We start from the raw sequence: 21882 nt of genomic DNA on the forward strand, positions 1-21882 counted from the left end.
TATGATTAGATAGTACCTATCTGACATGCAAGTTTATTGCTTATGCTTTTATTCTATCACATCGGCTGGAAAAGCCGTCCGTTGTTCGCGTTCGCCTTTGGCGTGGCCTATGGCCAAGTTACCGTAAGACAGGGTCGCCTTGATGGTTGGCAGGCTATGCATATAAGGGTTAAAACTTTCTTTGCCGATTTTGGCGACCCTGTCTAAGGTTTCTATCCAGCGAAGGACGGGGCTAATGACCCAAACTTTTTGGTAAACAACATTGGAGCAAGAGATTATGACAACCATGCAGGCTGCGGTCTGGTATGGTCCAGGACGTGAGAACTTTCGCTTAGAAAAAATAGACCGACCTGAACCTAGCCCAGGGGAAGTTTTGATACAGGTTCAGAAGTGTTTCTTTTGTGCGATGCACGCACGGGCGGTATTAGTGGGACACGCCAAACATAATCCTCCAGTCATTTTTGGTAGGATGCTGGCGGGAGATGTTGTTGCTGTAGGGGAGGGTGTTACCAAAGTCAAACCAGGGATGCGCGTTACCGTCAACCCAGAAAAACCCTGTGGAGAGTGTTTTTACTGTCAGCGAGGAGCATTAGGCCATTGCCTCAACCCAACTAAGTTACAACCCGGTGGCATGGCTGAATTTGTATGCGTTCCGGCTTCCCTGGCTAGCGGAATCGTTGAGCTGCCCTCATCAATTCCCTACGAGTTTGCTGCCTTTACAGAAACACTAGCCTGTATCCTTCAGGGTATTGACTTATCTAATATTGGTTTGTCCGATTGTGTGGTAGTTATTGGTGATGGCGGTGTCGGACTGAGCTTCCTTCAGCTAGCGCGCTTGAGAGGTGCTACCAAAATTATTCTAGCTGGCAAACATGATGATTCTCTGGAACAGGCATCAGCCTTGGGTGCTGATCGTACCGTTAATGTTACCCGAGAGTCTCTCAAAGACATAGTTATGGCCCAAACCGACGGTTATGGTGCTGATGTCGTTATTGAAGCCGTTGGCTCTGGGGAAACCTATGAACAGGCATTAACCCTGCTCAGGTGTGGCGGTACCGCAGTTGGGTTTGGTGGAACACCCCCGGGAACTGAGTTTCCGGGCAATCCTAATTTAATTCATTATCGTTCCCTCAAGATTTATGGTAGCTATCGATATACTCCAGAGCATTTTCGTCAGGCCATAGAACTAATTTGCACAAAGAAGATTGATCTACAACCGATTATTACCAATACTGTTCCCTTTTCAAAATTAACAACAGAAGCAGTTGATATTCACAATCAACCGCATTGCCGAGCCTTAGTAATTGATTTTGCAGAGGTTGATTAAGGTAAGCTATCAGCGAACAGCGATTAGCGCTACGCGCACGCTACTTGAGGTGCTATCAGCTATCAGCTATCAGCGTCAAAGTCTGTGCCACGAGTCATGGATTTTTCCCAGACTTTCAATTCTCATTACTCTGGAACTATTAAATTCTATCGTTCTAGATTTATTTTAAGCACCTCAAGTAGCGTGAGCTAAAAGCTGACGGCTGACGGCACCTCAAGTAGCGTGAGCCTTTGGCTCACGGCTGAATGCTTACTGATTAAGGTATAATTAACTTAAAACGTTGATAGCATTTTTTTATTTGTAATTTTGAATTACTTATGATATTAGCAGGTGACTTAGGCGGAACAAATTGCCGATTAGCAGTATTTGACGAGAACCTCTCTATAGTCCAAAAAAGCACTTATAAGTGTAAAGACTATCATAGTTTTGAAGATATGGTTGGGGCTTTCGTTAAAAGCTGTGAGCATCCCATTAAAATTGCTTGTTTCGGCTTACCTGGTCCAATCCAGGAAGGTGTGTGTAAATTGACTAATTTACCCTGGGATAAAGTAGAAGCCGCTAAATTAGTTTCAGTTACCGGTGTTCCGGTTAGCTTGCTCAACGATGTAGAAGCCAATGCTTATGGCATAGAAACCCTAAAGGATGATGACTTAGTTACTCTTAATGTCGGCACTAAAATACCAGGGGGAAATCGAGCAGTAGTATCACCTGGTACTGGCTTGGGAGAAGCAGCAAGCATTGAGGTGGAAGGTCGAGTTCATGCGATCGCATCTGAAGGTGGGAGTACTGACTTTGGTCCTTTAGATGAGCTTCAAGTGGGACTGATGCGTTATGTTCAGCAAGAATACAAACGGGTTAGCTACGAGATTCTTCTAGGAGGTCCTGGCTTGGTTCGTATGTATAATTATTTGCGGGATAGCGGTCATGGCAACACCCCTGAATGGTTAGCAGAAGAAATGAGCAAAGGAGAGCCAGCCGCAGCAATTAGTAATGCAGCTCTGGCCAATAAATGTCCCCTTTGTGTGCAAGCTTTAGAGATGTTTGTCTCAATTTTGGCATCTGAAGCCGGAAATGCTGCTCTTAAGTTTTTCGCAACTGGGGGTGTTTATCTTGGTGGAGGGATTCCCCCTCGCATTCTGGATAAGCTGCATGAACCTCTGTTTATGGAACATTTTATTAATAAGGATAAGATGGTTGATTTGCTGAAGTCTATTCCTATCTATGTGATTCTTAATGACCAGGCCGCTTTGCAGGGTGCTGCTTGGTATGCTCATAGAAGTCTATCTTCAACATAACTAATCTTTATTTATTAGTATGTAAGTATGTTATAGCAGTTTTCACTGGATTGAGAACTGCTATACCAATTACCAATTACCGACTAATATCATGTCAGGATATAGCAATTATCATAGCTATGAGGTACAAAGTTCTGGGTTTTTAGGGAACAGGGAACAGGGAATAGGGAATAGGGAATAGGGAATAGGGAATAGGGAATAGGGAATAGGGAATAGGGAATAGCGAACAGCAATGCGCTGCATCAATACAGGGAATCAACCTAAAAGAAGACTGTACCTCATAACTGCGATAAACGCTATAATTACCCTTAATAAAAATCTCCCCCATCTCCCCATCTCCCCACCTCCCCATCTCCCCATCTCCCCACCTCCCCATCTCCCCATCTCCCCATCTCCCCATCTCCCCTTAATTATGGGTATTCAACCAGACTTGATATAACTAGTTGTAGCATCCATAACGGAAAATGGTCTTAGGTGTTTTGTTCCTTAATAGTTGGCTTATCAGCACCTTTGCCAGTTTTTGCTAGATAAATCCCCTCCATAATCACAGCAAAACCTAGTAAGTTAAGAATACTTAAGCTTTCTGAAAATAGAATCCAGGCCAGAATAGCAGCAACTACTGGATCGAGAAGCAGGACTAAGGAAACAAAGCCTGAAGAAAAGTGCTTGAGGCTGTATACTACTAAACCATGTCCCACAGCTTCGCAGACAACAGCTAGGGAAATCACTGCTAACCATCCTGACCAAGATATCGGGAAAATTTGATCGCTGAATATCAGAACCACTGGGATCATAAACAGTGTTCCCAAAGCACAGCGCCAAATCAGTATTCCTTCTACAGAAAACTTGGTTCGCAGTTGTTCTAATAGTAAAAAGTTTACTGCATAAAATACAGAAGATGCTAAGGCCGCAGTATCACCGATAAAATTATTGGACGATTTTAGAAAATCCTCTATTTGTAGAGTAGTTGCCCCTAACAAGGCAAGTGCCAGACCAATGAGGAATCTACGGTCAAAACGCTGCTTAAATAATAACCATCCTCCTAGAGTAGCGAAAAATGGTGTTAAAGCTCCTAGTACATTGCCATTAGCAACGCTAGTCTTAGTTAAGGACCAAGTCCATAGAAATCGACCACCCAGATGAGATATCGCTACGCCTACCAAAAGTAGGATATCGACAATTTTATAACCTGACTGTGGTTCAGAGTTCTGGTTCGATGTTTGAGTGCGTACTTGGTTTATTCCATTCCACAAACCAAAGACTAGAGTAGCTATCCAAAGACGATTGAATACTGTGGCATTAGCACTTATTTCTTGAAGAGAAAACCTGATTAATATGGCTGTTATAGATAAAGCAAGTAAGGCAATTACCAATAATATTATTGGTAGTAATTCTGATGTTTGCTCTCTATTGTCTTCTGTTACTATCGCTTTCATGGTTTGGTGTTCGCTCCTGACTCAAAATACCGTAATTTTTAAGTATTTAGCTATCCTATGACAGCTAATATAAGGCAATCATTGGGTTGAACAACCTAGGATAGTATAGACGACGTGATATATAACGTCTATACAGTTTTTTTATCGTGGTTGATTCTGATGTTACTTGGTTCTTTTTGGTCTGTTATCTTACACTCATCATGAATAGCTGATTAGCTGATAGCTTAGTCTAGTTTAGCTAAGCTATAACCTACTATTCTGCTCCAAATAAATAATAGTCTAATCATAAAGTATCCTGCTCACCAAATCAAATGGAATCAGTATCAAATTTTTATATCACGTCTGGAGGATTAGTGATGATTAACAATATCGTAATTTTTATTATGGACAATTAAACGGATTTGATCTAATATCCTGTCCGATAGTATTGGCAATGTATCCCAGGGTTTGGCTTACTATTATTGCGATATTGCGTTCGCGAAGCGTCGGGCTTTGCCCGAATCGCATTATTATTGGGTTCTCCTAACGGCTCCGAAGGATAATTCCGTAGCGGCGACCGAGCGGGCATCCCATTTCGCCTACTACTTGGCATACTACATTGATACAACAGAAGGAAACACCAGCCTTTTAGCCTAATCACTGAGTGCGATATTTGCTAAAATATACAGGATATGGTATAATTTTGGATTATCAGTAACTACGCACGTAATTTGGGCTCATTTCCCATTTCCTTGTCTACCATTAAAGTGGCAACTGATCCAAAAAATCCCCGAATAGTCCACTGCTAATGCCACTACAGCGATGACCAATACCATCCAATGCACCTTAACTGGAAACATCGAGTCAGTAGCTCAGGTAAACTATCTCCTCAGTCAGGATGGCCTTCGATTCAAAATCAAAACCTTGCCCACTGATGATATTCCTACTGGAATCCATTCCTGGCAAGTCGCCCCCAATACTAGCTCAGATGGTGTAATAGGCTCTCTCTACCTAGAAGCCATGACTGAGACAGTCCAGGAAGAGCAATGGTTAATCGCTGGCAGAGTAGTGCAGTTAGGAAAACGAGGACAGTTTGTACAACTAAAAGTTTCCAGACCAGGACAGAAAACCCTGAAGATCAGTGTCTTAGGCTCTAGCAAGCACATGAAAATTGGGGAACTGTGGGAAGTAGTTGCTAAGCGCCAACGGGATACCCTGATTTTACATCGAGCTTTACCCCAAGGAGAGCACAATTCCAATAGCCGCCCAGCTTCGAAGAAAAACCGTAGCCACAAACCGGTCGAGTCTAGGAAGTATAAACATGAGTCAACATTTCAACAAACCCAAACAACCTTGTTACAGCAGGCTCTGACCAGGCTATCAGATGACCATTATCCCTCCAAATCTACACTAGCTGCTCCCCCGACGGAAACCATTGATAGAGTCTTAGCCACGTTGAAACAGAAAACCGGTGTCAACGATTGGCAATTAGACTTGCCTAAACAGCGAGGTCGAACAAGATGGGAATGGGAAGCGTTCTCCCCTTCAACCCAGCAACAAGCACGAGTGAGTTTGAAGGGAAACTATATCCACTTATATTATTACCAGTTTCCGGATATCCCATCTGCAAGTGTTGATTCTCAATCCTATGATCGTTTAATTGTTACTCCTTTAGGAGCAGCTAGAAGCATTGGTGCCAGTTGTTTCCAAATTATGATTGGTCCGTATGAAGTAGTTTTAGACTGTGGCACTCGACCCAAAGGCTACGACCCTTTGCCCGCCTTGGACTATCTGGATAATCCTAACCTGCTCCTGATATCCCATAGCCATCAAGACCACCTTGGTGCTGTCCCCGTCTTTCACAGCCGCTACCCTGGTGCGCGGATGATTTCCACTCATGGCACCAGGGAAATTGCCCATGTCATGCTCAGGGATGGACTGAAGATACAGCAACTGAATGAAGACTCTCCAGAGTTATTTGATGAGGGCGATTTAGAACAAACCTTGTTTCAATTGGAAACTCAACCAGTAGGCAAAGACTTTGAGCCCTTACCGGGACTAATGGTAAGGTTCATCAATGCCGGGCATATCTTGGGTGCGGCTTGTATCTATCTGCGCTATAAGGATATGTCTTTACTCTACACCGGAGACTTCCACACTACCAATAGTCGCACCACTAACGGATTGAATTTAGCTGAGCTTCCTGAAGCGGATATTTTAATTACTGAGTCTACCTATGGTTCCTCTGTCCACCCCGCTAGAAGAAATCAAGAAACTGCATTGATGGAATCCATTGCTGAAGTAGTGCAAGCTGGGGGCAATGTTTTAATTCCCTCTTTTGCTTTGGGTAGAGCTCAGGAAATCCTGTTAGCGATCCGCACCTCCAAGCTATTTAATAAATTAACAGTACCCATCTTTGTGGATGGATTGGTCAGAGCAGTCACAGAGGTATTCCGAGAAAACCTGGACTTATTGCCTATTCCAGTTCAAAACTTAGTCAAGATTAATGGCCAAGAACCATTCTTTGATAAAACCAGTACACCCCCGATTATTTCTATCGAACACTTTCGGGAACGTCCGATTGCGATCGCAAAACCCAGTGTAATTGTGGCCAGTTCAGGTATGCTCACCGGAGGACCTTCAGTCTATTATGCCTCAGTACTGCTAGAGCGAGAGAATGCTGCCATCTTTATTTCTGGCTACACTGATGAGGAATCCCCTGGCCGACTCCTGCAAAGTATCAAAACTGGGGACACTATTGAACTAGATGGGAAACCAATTACCGTCAAAGCTCAAATCAAACGGTTTAACCTCTCTGCCCATACAGATAAAGTAGGACTCGGACAAGTAATCAACAAGGTAAAGCCCAAGCACCTAGTTTTAATTCACGGAGAATTAGAAGCCTTACACCAAGTAGCCCGGTCTGGAGACAATCAGTCCTTGTTCTATATCCATATTCCTGCTGTCGGGGATAAAATTGAATTAGGAGTAGCACCGGAACAGCTTTCCCGACAGCAGATTGCTAAGATTCAGCAACCCCAAGAGTTTGACGTTATGGTAGAGACTTTTGGGACCGATGCTTGGTTGCGAGTTCCCGAAGAGGTGGTGGAAAAAGACCCTCGATGGCAGACCTTGAGTATCAGCGGCATTATCAAAGCGCGATGGGATGGTGTGAATCTCAAGCTTGCTCCCATGCAACCGGAAATGATAATTCAGGAAGAAGAAATTGAAGCAGGGCTTAAGAGTGGAAAGGATTGCTGTGCCGTGTGTCAGTTTTTCAGTGGTAGATTTTGTGAGTCTCCTGATAGTCCTTTGTTTGAGCGGAGGGTTGATCCCTTGGCAATCTGTGATCAATTTCAATCTAAAGTCCAGGATATGTCAACTCTTGACACTGACCTTCTGTTGGCAGAGGAAGTTGATTATTAACAGGAGCGTTCCCCTGCAGCCGGACTTTAAGATCTTCGCGATCTTCGGGATTTTCCCGGTCTTACCCATTTCAACAAGGCGGCACCCAGATTCGAACTGGGGATAAAGGCTTTGCAGGCCCCTGCCTTACCACTTGGCTATGCCGCCACTAGTTTCTTATTCTATCATACTATATCAGTTTTCAATTTCTTTGAATATCTTTGAATTGCCCATATTCAAAACTTCCTGCGTCCAGTGCGTCCCCTTTGTCCGGTGCTGACCTAGTCAACGAAGACGCAAAGAACACTGATAAGTAGGTTTTTTAGTGGTTAATTGTACCGTTGGGCATAGTTGCCTGATTTAGATTAGTGTTATCGAAATTAGCACCATTGGTCATAGCATCCCTGAGATCAGACCTTTCTAAGTCTGCCCTGGCCAGATCGGTACCATTGAGATTGGCACCACTCAAGTTAGATCCTTTTAAATCTGTATTACTTAAATTGGCACCAGTCAGGTTAGCACCGCTTAAATCCGCATTAGCTAAATCTGCTCCAGCAAAATCGGCACCAGTGAGATTGGCATTGCTTAAGTTAGCCTGACTTAAATCAGCACCGCTGAAGTTAGCACCAGTCAGGTTAGCATTAGTGAAATCTACTCCTGACAAGTCCACATTCGTACAATCTGCCCCACTGAGGTTAGCACCCCTGAGGTCTTTCTCGATCAGGGGTGTACACTTGTTAATATGTCCTGACCCTAGATTATCGTCAAACGCTGTGGATTGGTCTTCAGGTACACTTACCTCTGTTGGCCCTGCTTCTGGGAGTGGTATAGATTCCAATAGCTCCGCTTCTGCGACTGGTCTAGGTTCTACAAAATTAGCTAACCATCCTATACCCGCAAGAGCGAGTAAGACTGTACCCATACCAATCAACATCAGACCAGATCTATGACTATGATGTTTGGGGAGTACGGATTTAGAATGCGTTCGCTTTTTAATCTCAGCAAGGGCTTTTTCCATAAATTCTGGGGGAATTTGTGCCTCTTTACCTGCTTCAATCAACTCCTTGACAGAATAGCTTTGGTTGTGCTGAGCATAGAGTTGAGCCGCTAGGGCGAATACTTGGTGGGCTTGGTCTTCAGGGATACGGTCTTTTGGGAGTTTCATAGTTATTTGGAGCGTTGGGAAGCCAGTCAGAGCGGAGATAGTATAAGTGCCAGGCTGTCAAGCCTGTCAATTTCTAATCTAGCAAGCCAGACTTTTAAGTGTTAATGGTTGGTTAATCGAGCTTGCTTACCTCTCGGCTAAACTGATCCCGAAAGTGAGGGTGATCTATCCCGCCAGTCAAGAAACTTACCTTAAAGTAACGCTGGGCCTATGGTTAATTAGCGTATGCTTTGGATTTATGCTTCTTTATCTTGCGAATACTTGGTAATATAATTGGATCTGTTCGCTCATTTCGCTCATAGTAACGTGGTCACCCTTCCTGTTCAACAAGAGCATCTGTTTAACCGCAGCCTCAACACCATCAAAGGTGTAAAACTACTGTTTGTCGAAGCAGAGCTGCTTTTCGATGTCTCTTGCCCTGATCTTGATGCCCTCAAGCAGCAACTGGAAAATCCCTTCTCGATCTTTGTCTGTGGAGAATTTAATGCCGGAAAATCCAGTGTCCTGAATCGCTTGAGTAATGACGAGCTAGCTGCTGTGGGCATACTTCCGACCACAAACTCGATTCAACCCTATTACCCAGATGGGTTTGATGGCATTGTCTTTATTGATAGCCCAGGCACAAACTCGATCATTGAACGTCACCAAGCACTGACAGAGGATTATCTACAGCATGCTGATATCATCCTGTTTGTCACTTCAGTGGAACGACCACTGACTAAATCAGAGCTAGACTTTCTCTCCTTAGTCAGTAAGATCTGGGTACGTAAAGTAATCGTTATTATTAATAAAGTGGATCTGATCACCCCACAAGAGAGTGAACAGATTATCTCACACGTTAAAGATGGACTTAGTGATGTCTTTACAGAAGTACCACCATTATTTACAGTATCAACACGCACTGGTAAAGACATCGACAGCCTACGAGATTTCTTACTAGAGTTTCTGGTAGAAGCTGAAAAAATACGGCTAAAACTTCAAGGTCCTCAGAACTCTCTGTTAGTTTACCTAGAGCAGTTAGAGAAAAAGAACTATCAGGCACGGGAGAAAGTTATTGCCGAAAAAACCATATTTGACCGATCCCTATTGCGAATCAATGAGCGCATTGAGCAATATGACCTGATTTTTGGTGTTTTTAGAGAAAAAATTCGTGACCTGTTTACCAATCTAATTCAACAATTACATAAGCTAATCCAGGATAATTTCGCCTTCATTAGCCTATTGAAAAAGCGTATTATTAGGGAAGACGATCTCCTGGAAGAAAAAGTAGCTAGGGCGATCAAGGAGGTAAAACTTGAGCAACAGATGGAGGATATTGTTAAGGAAGCAGCATCAACCCTTGTGAAATATCGAGAACAAATTATTCGCGAAGCTAGGGAAGATTTACAAGTAGCAGCAACCCTCTCAGAGGACTCATTTCAGGTTCCCGAACTTAATAGTGGTAAAATTGATACCACTGCTATATCTGAAAATCTTAAGGTAGCTTCAGAAAAGGGACTCAACAACTTTTTGACCTTGGGAACAGCTGCCGCAGCAACAGGAATTGGGGGACATGTAGTAGCCACCGCTGCACTATTTGATCTGTCAGCTTTTGTACTAGCTCTGATGTTGACCATGTTTAGCTTCAATGCAGTTCCTAAACAGCGTGATAAGGCAACCCAACAGCTTGATGAAACCTTGCGTGAGTTGCAGAATAACTATACCGATAAGCTAAAACAAGGTTTGCAGCAAGAATTGGTAAACAGCCTCAAGCAGTTCACTGATTCTCTGAAGCCGAGACTGGGGAAAATTGAGCATAAACTCGCTGCCAGTCAATCCTTGGAGGATAATTTACAAAGTCTCCGGCAGGAGATTAACGATATTCTAAAGGAGGTAGAGCAGCTATAGCTGTCATGGCTGTTTCATCGAATGATTTTTAATATTCATAGTCGCAAGCTCACGGTATACCCTGATTCGGAACGAGTGTTTGTTCATCTATTTGGTTCACAACCAACAGCATTCTGGCTAGACAGCTCTCGCATAGAACCTGGTCTATCTCGTTTTTCTTTTATGGGAGATGGTACAGGACCAAACAGCCTGCTAGTGCAATACTCGATTACTGACCAAAAACTTACCATTAACTGCTCGGGACAAACAACACATAGTAGAGAAAGTATCTTCTCCTATCTACACAGAGAACTTGAGCGCCGATACAACTGTTTAGAAGGACTTCCCTTTGACTTTAATTGTGGTTTTGTTGGCTACTTTGGTTACGAACTAAAAGCCGAATGTGGAGGAAAGCTCGTCCATCAATCGCCATTTCCAGATGCGATGTTTCTCTTAGCAGACCGAATTATTGCTTTTGACCATCAAGAGCAAGTAACCTATCTGTTGTGTCTGACTAAAAAAGGAGAAAATAGCCACGCCAATGCCTGGTTTGAAGGTATCGAAAAACAGCTTTGTACTCTACCTCCTCTGCCTCCCATTGAGTTAGACTATACTCATCGAAAAGTTAGCTTTCGATTGAGTCGTTCCTACCAGAGATATCTGGAGGATATTCAAGAAAGTCTGGATCAGATTAAAGCTGGAGAAAGCTACGAAATTTGCTTGACTAACAAAATTTATGCCAATATCGAACTTGACCCCTTGGCATTTTACCGAAGGTTGCGCCAACTCAATCCTGCACCCTACTCTGCCTTCCTAAAATTTGGCGAGCTAGCTGTGGCTTGTTCATCCCCAGAACGATTCCTGAAAATTGACCCCTCAGGTTGGGTAGAATCTAAACCCATCAAAGGAACTGCTGCACGAGGCCAAACAGAAGAAGAAGATCGACTGTTGTGCGAAGCGTTACGCACTCAGGAAAAAAACCGTTGTGAAAACATCATGATTGTAGACTTACTTAGGAACGATTTGGGCAGGGTTTGCGAAATTGGCAGTGTCCATGTCCCTAAGTTAATGGATGTGGAAACCTATGCCACAGTTCATCAACTGGTGAGTACAATTCGGGGTCGTTTGCGTCCAGATGTAAGGGTAGGAGACTGTATCCGTGCCACATTTCCTGGAGGCTCCATGACTGGTGCTCCTAAGATCTCAACCATGGAGATTATTGATCGATTGGAACTTCAGGCCAGGGGAATCTATTCCGGAGCGATCGGGTTTCTTGCACTAAACGGTGCTGCAGACCTTAACATTGTGATCCGAACTGCTGAGATTACTCCCAATCAGGTATCGATTGGTATTGGTGGTGCTCTGATTGCGTTATCGAATCCCCAGCTGGAATTTGAAGAAACCCTACTCAAGGCTCAAGCCCTAGTGCGTGCGATTGTCTACACGGTTTGTGGAGAGTTTTCCCCAGAGTTGTTTGATATTGATGGTTTACAAGCCGAGATGGTGAATTGTTAATATAGGAGTTCTCAATGGGTGAACTACCTCGTCCAGGGTTTTAGGGAGTAGGGAGTAGGGGGTAGGGAGTAGGGAGTAGGGGTAAGAAAATTAAATGTACCTTCCGAGCATCACTTGGGCGGTAGAGTACCGAACTTCGTTCGGTAAAGTTGTTGAATTGCCAAGGCTACCAAACCAAGGGTAGTAATACCAAAGATAAACGTGGCTAGGGTACTGACTCCCACTACCAGCGTCCGAACTGCGATCGCAATTTTGAGTGCTGTCTGAGAGTTAGACGTGAGGGGTTTATTAGCAAAGGTTGTAGCAATCGAGGCAGTTAGAAAATAAATAGCGCTTGTCAATCCTCCAGAAATCAATGCTCCCGTAAGGCAGCGCCAGGGCGAAGGTAGCGCTTGAGTACTCTTAGGGGTTTCCGTGTCTTGGTTAGATGTTGTCATTAGTCAAAGCGTGATTAGTCTTAAGCAGGGTTTAAACTATTACCCAGTAGCTTGTTATCTCTACTACGTGTTATGTCTACTAGTTGAACTTTCCGGAGGCTGACCCACAGGGGATTATAACCTGACACATCTCAACCAGTTATCGATACCAGGATCAATAACGAAGCTACCAGATATAATATTACCTTTGTGTTTAATGACTTAGTTTGGCGATGGAAAAATAACTGCTTCCAAGCTTTGTAGAGCTTCTTTGAAGTCTTTATTAACAATAGTCACATCAAATTCATCAGCAGCTTCAATTTCGGCTTTGGCAATAGAAAGGCGTTGGGCGATTACTTCTTCACTATCCTTACCCCTCAAGCGAATCCGCTGCTCTAATTCATCTAGACTGGGGGGTAGTACAAAAATACGCAGAGCAGAGGGAAAGGTTTTATTGATTTTCCTTGCCCCAACCAATTCTATTTCTAAAATAACAGACCTACCCTTCTCAAGAAGCTGCTTGACTGGCAAACTAGGTGTACCGTAGTAATTACCAGCGTACTCAGCCCACTCTAAAAGCTCATCCCCTATGATCATTTCTTCAAACTGGTCACGAGTGACAAAGTAATAGTGTTTCCCATGCACCTCCCCAGGACGTGGTTGCCTGGTGGTTGCTGACACCGAAAGATCAAGTTCCGGGTGTCGCTTCAGGAGCTGGCGCAGCAAGGTTCCTTTACCAACACCAGAAGGACCAGTCAATACAATGAGTCTCCCTGCTTCCATGTTGAGTCTAGTTAAGTTTCAAGCTTAATGGTTACCATTGTGACTATCTTTATTGATAACGAAGCGATGAGCAACAGTTTCTGGCTGAATTGCCGAGAGGATGACATGGCTGGAATCGGTCACAATTACCGCTCTGGTGCGACGCCCGTAGGTTGCATCAATCAGATATCCACGCTCTTTTGCCTCAGTAATGATCCGCTTGATAGGAGCAGACTCTGGAGAAACAATTGCTACAACTCGGTTTGCTGAAACAATGTTACCAAAACCAATATTAATCAGCTGAATGTCCATGAGCAACTAACGGCAAAAGCCGGATGAGAAGCTAGTATAAGTATTCAAGTACAATAGTAGCGACATTAATTTAGCCTTACAAGCCTAAAATCTGGTAAAAAACCGGATTTTAGGGAATCATCCGTTTTCACTGTTGAGTGCATAGGGTGTTTTACTCCTAGATAACCAACCCATGGCTCAAGCTGGAGCAAGGGTGCGTGGGTCACTAATCCTGGGATGATAGCTGCTGATAGGCAAGGTACACAGCCTCCAGAAACAAGTTAGCCGTGACACCTGAGGGTACCTTTTCCAAGGCAATCATGTCTTTGACCTGATCAGCCAGTTGTCGGCTTAACTTCGCTTTTGCCTGAAATGTCATTGCCTCGCGCCGGTGCAAATACTCTCGAATCATAGCAAAGTCTTCTGGCTGCAAGGGGGAGAAATCTGCCTGGGTTTGGAGCTGATTGGCTAAGGCTTGAGCCTGATCGGAGATCTCGAAGCTAGCAGAAGCAATAGGCTGCTCTTCTTGGACTACCAGAGTTCCTGCTAACCAATCTCCCAAGCGTTTTTCTCGTTTGCTAAAGATAATTAAAAATACTCCCAGGAACCATAAATCATCAACAGGTCTTAGCAAAGCACGTAGGGTAGCTTGCTGTAGTCTCACTGGTCTAGCATCATCACGAATGACACGAATTTTGCCATAGCGCTTACCGGGTGTTTGTCCCTGCCATAGGGTTTCAAACAAAACGAAATAACCCACGTAAATCGAGAAAGTAATAAATAGATAAATTGCTAATAGCCACAGCCTTAAATCATTAATACCAAAAAAATAGTCTAATAAGTCCAGCAGTTGGGAAGATAAAACGCCCCAAGCAATTAGAAATACTAATAAAATGAATCCTAAGACAATATAATCAATTAGCAAGGCATAAGCTCGACTGCCAATCCCTGCTAAGGTTAATTCTAATTCAACACTTTCTGGGGTTTGTATAGTGACTCGATTAAAAAAATTAATCGGTGTTGAGGTTAGCTTCCCCATAGCTGCAAATCTATGCCTTCTTTACGACTACATAGATCGTAGTATATCACTGATTTAATGGCTTGCCAGAAGGGAACCAACAACGCACCACTAGCAAAGCTCAGCCCAAAAACTAGCACTAAATACAGCCAGATAAAAATTGCTGAGTCTTGAGGAAACCAAAGAGATAAAACAGTTTGTATGATGAATGTAGCTATCTGTACAGCAATCGAAATGGGTAGTGATATTAAAAAGCCAACAACTACTATCCCTTGAATACGTAATATAAATCCCTGAGTTAATTTCCAGCTGCGACCAATGGCTGCCCTGGCACCGATGGGATTTTCTATAGCCAGCGGTATTTCATAAATCAACAAGCGAGATATAAACCAGATAAATCCAAAGAAAAAAGCAATCATAAAAATACTCAAAACCAGAAATCCTATGATAAGCATAGCAACACTATTCTCAGGGAGAGTATCGAGACTATCTAAAATAGTACTGCTATTCCCAGAAATTGAAGCAAGGACTCCGATCAAGATACTAATAATAACAATAATTACCATTATTGCCACCCAAATTATCAAGGATACTAGGATTGCTACTCCAAACGTTATCAAGGATACTAGGATGCCTGCTCTGAGAAAACTCCACATCCGAGGATTGACATGGCGGCGTGCCTCATTCACTGTTTCTGGACGTTCAATGATTTCCCTAAACGCTAGACGTGAAATTAGCCCAAACATGGCAGAAAACTTAGCCCAGCCATATATGGGAACTAATAGCCATAGATAACCGATAAAAGCTAGACGATAATATAACTTAAAATGGTCGCGGTAGATCCGCAGACCTACATTAACGACATTACCAATACTGAGTGGTCCTAAAGATTGGTTGGGACTAGGCTCATAAGACATGGGTCGATGGGGCTATTGATGGCAAGAGAAGTGTTAACGCTATCTTAAGGGAGGTTTACGAAAATTACACGGAAACTTTATGAATATTAAACGTTGGATTGGGCGGCGGGAAGCAAATTGGAAACAGTTGGATACTCTCCTGCAACAAGTGGAGAAACGAGGAATCAAGTCCTTGCCAGCATCCCAAATCAAGGAACTCGCTAGTTTGTATCGCTCCGTCTCAGCGGATTTAGCCCGTGCTAGAACTAACCAAGTAGGCCATACCCTGGTCAAGGATTTACAACGACTCACCTCTCGGGGCTATAACCAGATTTATCAAGGTTCTCGCCGTCAAGACTGGCAAGGCTTAGGGGAGTTTTGTCGCTGGGGTTTCCCTGCTGTAGTGCAACAGACCTGGAGTTATATTGCGATCGCAACCGCAGTGTTTCTCCTCGGAGCCTTAATTGCCTGGTGGTTGGCTTGGCAAGATCCAGTGTTTATCTCCCTAGTGGTTCCGGAACAGTTAATTGAACAAGTACGCGATCGCCAGGAATTGTGGATGGGTTCGATTTTGGGCATGAAACCCTTAGCCTCCAGTAGCATTATGATTAACAATATATCGGTATGCTTTCGGGCAGTAGCTGGTGGGATTACCTGCGGTGCCTTTACCCTATATGTCATGGCATTCAACGGAATACTGATTGGTGCCATTGGAACCTTAGTGGGTCAAAATAACTTAGCTTATCCCTTCTGGGCATTTGTGTTTCCCCATGGTTCCCTGGAATTACCCGCTATCTTCTTTGCTGGTGGAGCCGGTTTACTCATCGGTAGAGCAATTCTGTTTCCAGGCCAATATCGCCGGGTAGATGCATTGAAATTTTATGGCTCCCAAGCGGCTCAGTTGATGTTTGGGATTGTGCCGATGTTGATTATTGCTGGTATTATTGAAGGGTTTTTATCTCCCAGTCCCTTAGTGCCATCATTCCTCAAGTATTTGGTTGGAATCGGACTGTTTAGCCTTTTGGTTATATATTGTAGTAGCCGGAAAGTCGAGGATACTTCAAAGTAGATTCCGAGCTTTGACTCGTAAGTAGCTCTCAACCAGTTGCTGACTAATCTGATTGGCTGGTGCATCCAAGACCAGAACTCCTTTTTGCTTCAACCGGGCAAAGGCAACTTGGCGCTGGGCAATTAAATCCAGAGCGACAGCACGGGTATAAGCGGCTTGCCCCGGGTCAGGGTTAAGATCAACACTAATTCTCTTTCTCCCCTGCTCCTGGTATCCCCTGTTCCAAAGCTGGTCTTGACTGACAATTTTCTCTAACTGAGCCGTATTAGGGGGAGTGTGCGCTAATTGGTCAACAAGGGGGTCTCGAAGGGTGACACAAAAAGGTAAGTAGCGAGGGGTGAGGCGTTCTAGGGCTGCTAGCAATTCAGCGGAAGCAGTAACATCCACGATGTCTGTAATCAGTACGACTAAAGCACGACGAGTTTGCTGATTAACGACTTTTGTAACAGCACCAAAATAGTCTGGTTCTAATAACACTGGCTGAATCGGAGTGAGGCGTTCTATGAGTTTCGATAGTTGATGTTGACCCCGTTCTGGTGGAATCCAGGTCGTTATGTCTCGATCAAAGACACCCACCCCCACGCGATCGCCCCGATGTAACCCAGCTAATGCTAGGGCTAGAGTACTATTCAATCCCCAATCAAAGCGCTTCAGTTGAAGTACCTGTGCGGTCATCAACCGTCCCCGGTCCAGTAATATAATTAAAGTCTGCTCTTTTTCCGGTTCCAGCACCCTTACTAAAGGGCGAGAGCGGCGAGCAGTGGCTTTCCAATCAATCAGGCGAGTGTCATCACCAATGCCATACTCCCGCAGTTCAGCAAATTCTGTCCCACTACCCAAGCTTCGGGAACGGCGCATGGTACCAGTATTTTCCAGGGTGAGGCGAATAGAAAGCGATCGCAACGTGACTAAGTCTGGATAAACTGCTACGTTCTGACTCCCTGGGATTTTCCAATCATCCCACACCAAGCCCCAAGGACTCAACTGGCGCACGTGAATATCTCCCCAGTGAAACTGACCTCGTTTGGCTGGGTGAACCGTATAGGTTAGTTCCTTGTTACTATTCCGGTCAAGGGTAGCAGTGATGGTTGGGGTGGAAACAGCAAACTCTAATGGATAGTAGTCCTTAATCAGAATTCGAGCAACCTGATTTCTAGATTCCACTGACAGCACAATCAGATTATCTCGCCCAATCGATAACCGTTGTAAAGGGGTGCGGGTTACCTTCACTCGGTTAGGTTTGACCCGTTTTCCATCCCATAAGGCTAAACCAAGGACAATTCCATCAAAGACAAGAGTACTAATTAGACTGATTTGCTGATTAAAAACAGTAGCGAGTAATAATGCGATCGCAATCCCTAGAATTAACAGTAAATACGTTCGTTGTGAGGGAATCATAGTTTTTTTTGAGTGCTGAGTGCTGAGCCACTCACCTAGGCACTGGAACTTGCTTGAGTAATGAAGCAATTACGCCATCGATCTGTAACCCATCTAACTGCACCTCTGGTTTCAGAATCAGACGGTGACGGAGTAGAGGGAGTGCGATCGCTTTTACATCATCCGGTGTCACATAATCCCGTCCTGATAACACAGCTTGGGCTTTACTGGTTTGTAACCAAGCTACAGCAGCTCTCGGGGAGGCTCCCAAAGCTAAATCAGGATTTTGCCTGGTTTGCTGAACTAAGGCTAGCAAATAATCCAGCACCTTCTCGTCTACTTGGATAGCTTTAACCTCTTGACGAGCACTAAAAATTTGTTCTACAGTTGCTAGAGGTTTCAGACGTTCTAAATCCAAACGGCGTCCACGAAATCCTTTCTGAGTATTGAGCAACATTTGCTTTTCTGCCGCCGCGTCTGGGTAATCCACTACCAGCTTGAATAAAAATCGGTCTAACTGAGCTTCTGGTAGGGGATAGGTGCCTTCAAATTCTAGAGAGTTTTGGGTAGCAATCACCCAAAATAATTCAGATAGAGGCAATGTTTCCCCGTCCAAGGTGACTTGCTGCTCTTCCATTGCCTCTAGCAGTGCTGCTTGGGTTTTGGGTGGGGTGCGGTTAATTTCATCAGCAAGCAAAATCTCAGTAAAGACTGGTCCTTTTTTCAGGGTAAAGTTGCGGGTATTCAGGTCAAAGATATTGGTTCCTAAAATATCCGATGGTAGAATATCTGGGGTTAACTGAATTCGCCGGAATTCGGCTTGGATTAGCCTTGCTAGAACTTTGACAAGCAAGGTTTTACCGGTTCCTGGTACCCCCTCAATAATGACATGTCCACCACTAAGCAACGCTACGAGTAACTGTTCGACTAGGGTCGATTGACCGACAATTATTTTGCCAAGGGTTTGCTTGAGGCGGTTCAAGACAGGGAGATCATTGGTCATTTGGTTGATTAGCTATCCTGTGGGACCGTCTTCGTGGTACCAGGATAGCATGGGCAAACTCTGGTTGATTGGGGGTCGGATTAGTTAGGTTTATACGCAGTAGTTTAAGCAATCGGGCAGTTGTGATCATCCCATCAATCAATACGAATTTTCTGCCATTTTCCCAGCCATTTTAGTAAGTCTGACTCCCTAATACGACGTTTACTAGATTGAATTTCCAGCAATTGTTTCAGTTCTGTAGCTGGACGTCCAGTTTGCTCAACCCAGGCATCAATTAGAGCTTGCTCCTCCAGCAGAGTCTGTCCTAATCCCAGTGCTTTTTGCAGTTGCAGTTGTTCGTCTTTTCCCACAACTTCCAACACAAACTCACTGCTGCCTGCTTTTTGCAAAACACCTGCTAATGCTCGGATGTAGGCTTCGCTGTTATCCACGACTGGTTCAGATAAGCTCAATGGTTGTCCAAAGCGCCGATTCAGAGCCCAGATGGCAACCAGAAGAATGATTAATCCTTGGATAAAGGCTGGCAACATAGGGGTTTTCCCTAAATAACTGAATAGAGTCTCACCTACCTCTCGCTTGATCACATCTACATCTTTGTAACCGTGGAGGTATTCATCCACCCAAACCAGATTTTGGTTAGTTAAATTCCCCTCTGGTTTCAAGGGAGTAACCAGTTGGGCTAATAATTCATAGTTAGCCGGAAAGTCCTGATAAGCATTGGCAGCAAGATCCGATGTAGTGGCAAAGATAACTCTACCATCACCAATAGGCTTTTCCCAAACCACCGCACCAAAGCGATCGCTTAAAATTTTCTTCCCCTGATTACCCTTGTATCGCCGCCTGGTGTTAACCTTAACCTTTCCCGTTGAAGCCTCTTGGAGAGTACTAAAATCAGCGTCTGTCACCGGCTGCTTGACTCCCAAAATCACCATCGTATTGCCCTGTTTAATCCATTCTCGCTCTTTACCATAAATAGCATCTACTGTCAACCAACTAGTGACACGCAATAAGGTAACCGAGCCTTGAGCATCTGTCTGATTCGCTAAATCCTCAAAGGGTTTTTGCCAACGCTGTACAGGAGTTCCCCGTTTTGCCATGTAAGCGTACCAAGCGCCATAGCCATAGGGAGCGCGGCTGTAAGTAGAACCGCTATTGATTTTATTATTAGCTGGAGCAGCTACCAGGGTAATCATAATTAGTACCACCATTGCGATCGCACTAATTACCCCTAACCGACGCCTAGGAAATTTCATCCTTCATCCTTGGCCTTAAGGCCGTAGGCCACGCTGCGCGAACGGCCACGCTACGCGAACAACCTTTATCTGCTGATAAGCCTCCTTGCACCGTTCAAAAACCTGACTAGAGACTTCGGCGTTACTAAAACATAACTGCTGGTGGGTGATCAGTAAGATTTGGTATGGTTTAGGTTGCGGTAATTGCTGGATGAGTTGTAGATATTCTCCATCCGTGCGACTGGGATGGCGAGGGGCAATGCCAGTATCGTGTAATTGCTGCAACATCCCCATATACAAGCAACGACAGGCTTCGGTGTAGTTACCCTGCTGCTGATAGTTTTGCGATCGCTCCCACCAATTGACCACTGATAATTCTGGAACTGGTCGTTTTGTCACTCTGTTTGCAGCTTGATTCAGTTGCTGGTAATAATAACTAATATAAGGATGTAATCCTCTCAACAGCCGCACCCCTAGCCAGCTTAGGATTACAGCAACAAGTAACCAAAACGTTATCCTAATCCCCCGGGCTAGCATAGGAGACAGTAACCAAGATGGCAGTGAGCCTTGGGCTTGGTCAAGAGGCACCTGAGACATTGTCAGCTCCCACCACTCCCCGAATTGTCGTTGCAGCAGCTGCAACTGCCAATCCAAACTGTTTTTTTCAAAGGAACCAGTAGACATGTCACTAGTCAAGGCACAAGTTAAGATACTAATAACTAATAATGTTACACAGCGGATTTAGGGCATGGATTAAGTCATCCGTGCATCTGTGTTATTATTGTGTGTAGTCCACCCTTCTATTCTTGCCCATTTCCCATGATCTAAAATAACAGTACTTGAAGCCGGTAAAACTGCTATTTACTAACATGACAAGTCTCTATACTGACATTGATATCAATGTCCCAAAGCAGAAGGTTTGGCAAATTTTGTTCCATAAACAGCAGTGGAAGTACTGGAACACGTTTCTATTTGATTGTGACTCAAATTTACGGTTTGAGCAGGGCAAAGAAGTCTTTCTCTCGCTGCGACGGCTTCCCAATGAAGAAGAGACAGAATTTGAGCCATTGGTGACACAAGTTCAGCCTGGTGTGTGTCTAAGTTGGGTGTCTTCTATCCCTGGCTTTCGTAGTGAATGTGTATTTGATTTGCAAGAAATAGGAGTGGGTCGTACCAAATACTTCCACAAACACTCTTATTCAGGTATATTGTCTCGGGTGTTTCTACCCTTTATCCGAGAGGATGAGTTACGGGGTATTAAACGAATGGCATGGGAGTTGAAGCGTTATGCTGAGGGGTTTTAGAAGGTTAGTATGGCGCTAGCACACCCTTACTCCGGGTGAAGTGTTAAAGATGACACTGTAGACACTAACGACTTAACCACACCCGGAAGCACTGGTTTACCTGACAAGTAATCCCTTAGTAACTAATTCCTTAGTCAAGATAGCCCATAAGTTCATCTGTCCCTTCACTAACATTTGTAGCAATAGGACGATTTTGGGGTAATGGCTTTACGCTCAGCTGTTTCCTATCGATGTATCCTGAGGATCCAGTTCCTTTAGCAGTGAATTGGATTTCCTTGTCTTTATTGCTATCTGTGCTGCTCATATCCCTCCTGGGACTCCTTAATCAGAGTCAAAAATACCTTATTATATAGCTACATCTGGTCTAAGTTGACCAAGTTAGGCTTACAGTAAACAAAAACTACTGTCAAGGTTATACTATCACATTTGATAGCCGTTTGAAGCTATTGACAGCATCAGCTCTCTAGATTTTGGCCTCAACAATCATCATTCTGCCAGCAATAGTGAACCGATTCATCGGCCATAA

General features: G+C 44.1%; 21 protein-coding genes and 1 tRNA gene. 7 read left to right on the forward strand and 15 right to left on the reverse strand.

Translation table 11 applies throughout. The annotated features are described in order from the left end of the window. Nucleotides 1-48: 48 nt before the first annotated feature. Nucleotides 49-288 (reverse strand): hypothetical protein, encoded by a 240-nt coding sequence (locus tag F6K49_RS00365; RefSeq protein ID WP_293093158.1) that lies wholly within the window; start codon nt 286-288, stop codon nt 49-51. Here F6K49_RS00365 and F6K49_RS00370 point away from each other — a divergent pair. Next, on the forward strand, nt 278-1327 hold the full coding sequence (locus F6K49_RS00370; protein WP_293045803.1) for a zinc-binding dehydrogenase: 1050 nt from the start codon (nt 278-280) through the stop codon (nt 1325-1327). The genes F6K49_RS00365 and F6K49_RS00370 overlap by 11 nt on opposite strands. A gap of 317 nt (nt 1328-1644) precedes the next feature. Further along, nucleotides 1645-2622, forward strand: coding sequence for a glucokinase (gene glk, locus F6K49_RS00375; protein WP_293045807.1), 978 nt, complete (start codon nt 1645-1647; stop codon nt 2620-2622). Nucleotides 2623-2764: 142 nt separating this feature from the next. On the opposite strand, the gene F6K49_RS00380 is transcribed toward glk, so the two are convergent. Together F6K49_RS00380 and F6K49_RS00385 are read right to left on the reverse strand one after the other, a co-directional pair. After that, nucleotides 2765-3022: a hypothetical protein gene (locus tag F6K49_RS00380; RefSeq protein ID WP_293020658.1), complete on the reverse strand. Its 258-nt coding sequence runs from the start codon at nt 3020-3022 to the stop codon at nt 2765-2767. Between the two features lie 70 nt (nt 3023-3092). After that, nucleotides 3093-4058, reverse strand: coding sequence for a DMT family transporter (locus F6K49_RS00385; protein ID WP_293020660.1), 966 nt, complete (start codon nt 4056-4058; stop codon nt 3093-3095). Between the two features lie 801 nt (nt 4059-4859). Here F6K49_RS00385 and F6K49_RS00390 point away from each other — a divergent pair. Continuing rightward, nucleotides 4860-7463, forward strand: coding sequence for an MBL fold metallo-hydrolase (locus F6K49_RS00390; RefSeq protein ID WP_293020662.1), 2604 nt, complete (start codon nt 4860-4862; stop codon nt 7461-7463). A 76-nt stretch (nt 7464-7539) separates the two neighbouring features. Here F6K49_RS00390 and F6K49_RS00395 read toward each other — a convergent pair. Next, a tRNA-Cys gene (locus F6K49_RS00395) sits at nt 7540-7610 on the reverse strand. Nucleotides 7611-7764: 154 nt separating this feature from the next. Then, complete coding sequence (locus F6K49_RS00400; protein WP_293020664.1) at nt 7765-8607, reverse strand: pentapeptide repeat-containing protein; 843 nt, start codon at nt 8605-8607, stop codon at nt 7765-7767. A gap of 273 nt (nt 8608-8880) precedes the next feature. Between F6K49_RS00400 and F6K49_RS00405 the strand changes: the two genes are divergently transcribed. Together F6K49_RS00405 and pabB are read left to right on the forward strand one after the other, a co-directional pair. Beyond that, nucleotides 8881-10494: a dynamin family protein gene (locus F6K49_RS00405; protein ID WP_293020666.1), complete on the forward strand. Its 1614-nt coding sequence runs from the start codon at nt 8881-8883 to the stop codon at nt 10492-10494. Nucleotides 10495-10515: 21 nt separating this feature from the next. Further along, on the forward strand, nt 10516-11988 hold the full coding sequence (gene pabB, locus F6K49_RS00410; protein WP_293020668.1) for an aminodeoxychorismate synthase component I: 1473 nt from the start codon (nt 10516-10518) through the stop codon (nt 11986-11988). A 110-nt stretch (nt 11989-12098) separates the two neighbouring features. Here pabB and F6K49_RS00415 read toward each other — a convergent pair whose 3' ends face one another. The 5 genes from F6K49_RS00415 to F6K49_RS00435 all read right to left on the reverse strand — a co-directional run bounded on the left by F6K49_RS00415 (nt 12099) and on the right by F6K49_RS00435 (nt 15392). Further along, a complete protein-coding gene (locus F6K49_RS00415) occupies nt 12099-12425 on the reverse strand; it encodes a DUF3082 domain-containing protein (RefSeq protein WP_293020670.1) in 327 nt (108 codons plus the stop codon). A gap of 201 nt (nt 12426-12626) precedes the next feature. Then, on the reverse strand, nt 12627-13187 hold the full coding sequence (gene gmk / locus F6K49_RS00420; RefSeq protein WP_293020672.1) for a guanylate kinase: 561 nt from the start codon (nt 13185-13187) through the stop codon (nt 12627-12629). Between the two features lie 24 nt (nt 13188-13211). After that, nucleotides 13212-13478, reverse strand: a complete 267-nt coding sequence (remA, locus tag F6K49_RS00425) for an extracellular matrix/biofilm regulator RemA (protein ID WP_008191366.1) — start codon at nt 13476-13478, stop codon at nt 13212-13214. A gap of 205 nt (nt 13479-13683) precedes the next feature. Beyond that, complete coding sequence (locus F6K49_RS00430) at nt 13684-14496, reverse strand: RDD family protein (protein ID WP_293020677.1); 813 nt, start codon at nt 14494-14496, stop codon at nt 13684-13686. Further along, the gene (locus tag F6K49_RS00435) at nt 14484-15392 is read right to left on the reverse strand and encodes a DUF975 domain-containing protein (protein WP_293020679.1); all 909 of its coding nucleotides are present in this window, start codon (nt 15390-15392) and stop codon (nt 14484-14486) included. The genes F6K49_RS00430 and F6K49_RS00435 overlap by 13 nt, the downstream gene beginning before the upstream one ends. A 79-nt stretch (nt 15393-15471) precedes the next feature. On the opposite strand from F6K49_RS00435, the gene F6K49_RS00440 reads away from it, so the two are divergent. Next, on the forward strand, nt 15472-16440 hold the full coding sequence (locus F6K49_RS00440) for a stage II sporulation protein M (RefSeq protein ID WP_293020681.1): 969 nt from the start codon (nt 15472-15474) through the stop codon (nt 16438-16440). Here F6K49_RS00440 and F6K49_RS00445 read toward each other — a convergent pair. The 4 genes from F6K49_RS00445 to F6K49_RS00460 all read right to left on the reverse strand — a co-directional run bounded on the left by F6K49_RS00445 (nt 16432) and on the right by F6K49_RS00460 (nt 20748). Further along, on the reverse strand, nt 16432-17838 hold the full coding sequence (locus F6K49_RS00445) for a DUF58 domain-containing protein (RefSeq protein WP_293020683.1): 1407 nt from the start codon (nt 17836-17838) through the stop codon (nt 16432-16434). The two genes, F6K49_RS00440 and F6K49_RS00445, sit on opposite strands and share 9 nt — an antisense overlap. 31 nt (nt 17839-17869) lie before the next feature. Continuing rightward, entirely contained in the window at nt 17870-18820 is a 951-nt protein-coding gene (locus tag F6K49_RS00450; RefSeq protein ID WP_293020685.1) for a MoxR family ATPase, read from the reverse strand. 134 nt (nt 18821-18954) lie between these two features. Next, nucleotides 18955-20073 carry a DUF4350 domain-containing protein gene (locus F6K49_RS00455; RefSeq protein ID WP_293020687.1) on the reverse strand — a complete coding sequence of 373 codons (1119 nt, stop codon included), beginning with the start codon at nt 20071-20073 and terminating at the stop codon, nt 18955-18957. A 15-nt stretch (nt 20074-20088) separates the two neighbouring features. Further along, nucleotides 20089-20748 (reverse strand): DUF4129 domain-containing protein, encoded by a 660-nt coding sequence (locus tag F6K49_RS00460; RefSeq protein ID WP_293020689.1) that lies wholly within the window; start codon nt 20746-20748, stop codon nt 20089-20091. 173 nt (nt 20749-20921) lie between these two features. Here F6K49_RS00460 and F6K49_RS00465 point away from each other — a divergent pair, with 173 nt between their 5' ends. After that, on the forward strand, nt 20922-21356 hold the full coding sequence (locus F6K49_RS00465) for an SRPBCC domain-containing protein (RefSeq protein WP_293020691.1): 435 nt from the start codon (nt 20922-20924) through the stop codon (nt 21354-21356). Nucleotides 21357-21486: 130 nt separating this feature from the next. On the opposite strand, the gene F6K49_RS00470 is transcribed toward F6K49_RS00465, so the two are convergent. Next, nucleotides 21487-21660, reverse strand: a complete 174-nt coding sequence (locus tag F6K49_RS00470) for a hypothetical protein (RefSeq protein ID WP_293066432.1) — start codon at nt 21658-21660, stop codon at nt 21487-21489. Nucleotides 21661-21882 lie beyond the last annotated feature (222 nt).

It is taken from the genome of Moorena sp. SIO3I6 (assembly GCF_010672095.1).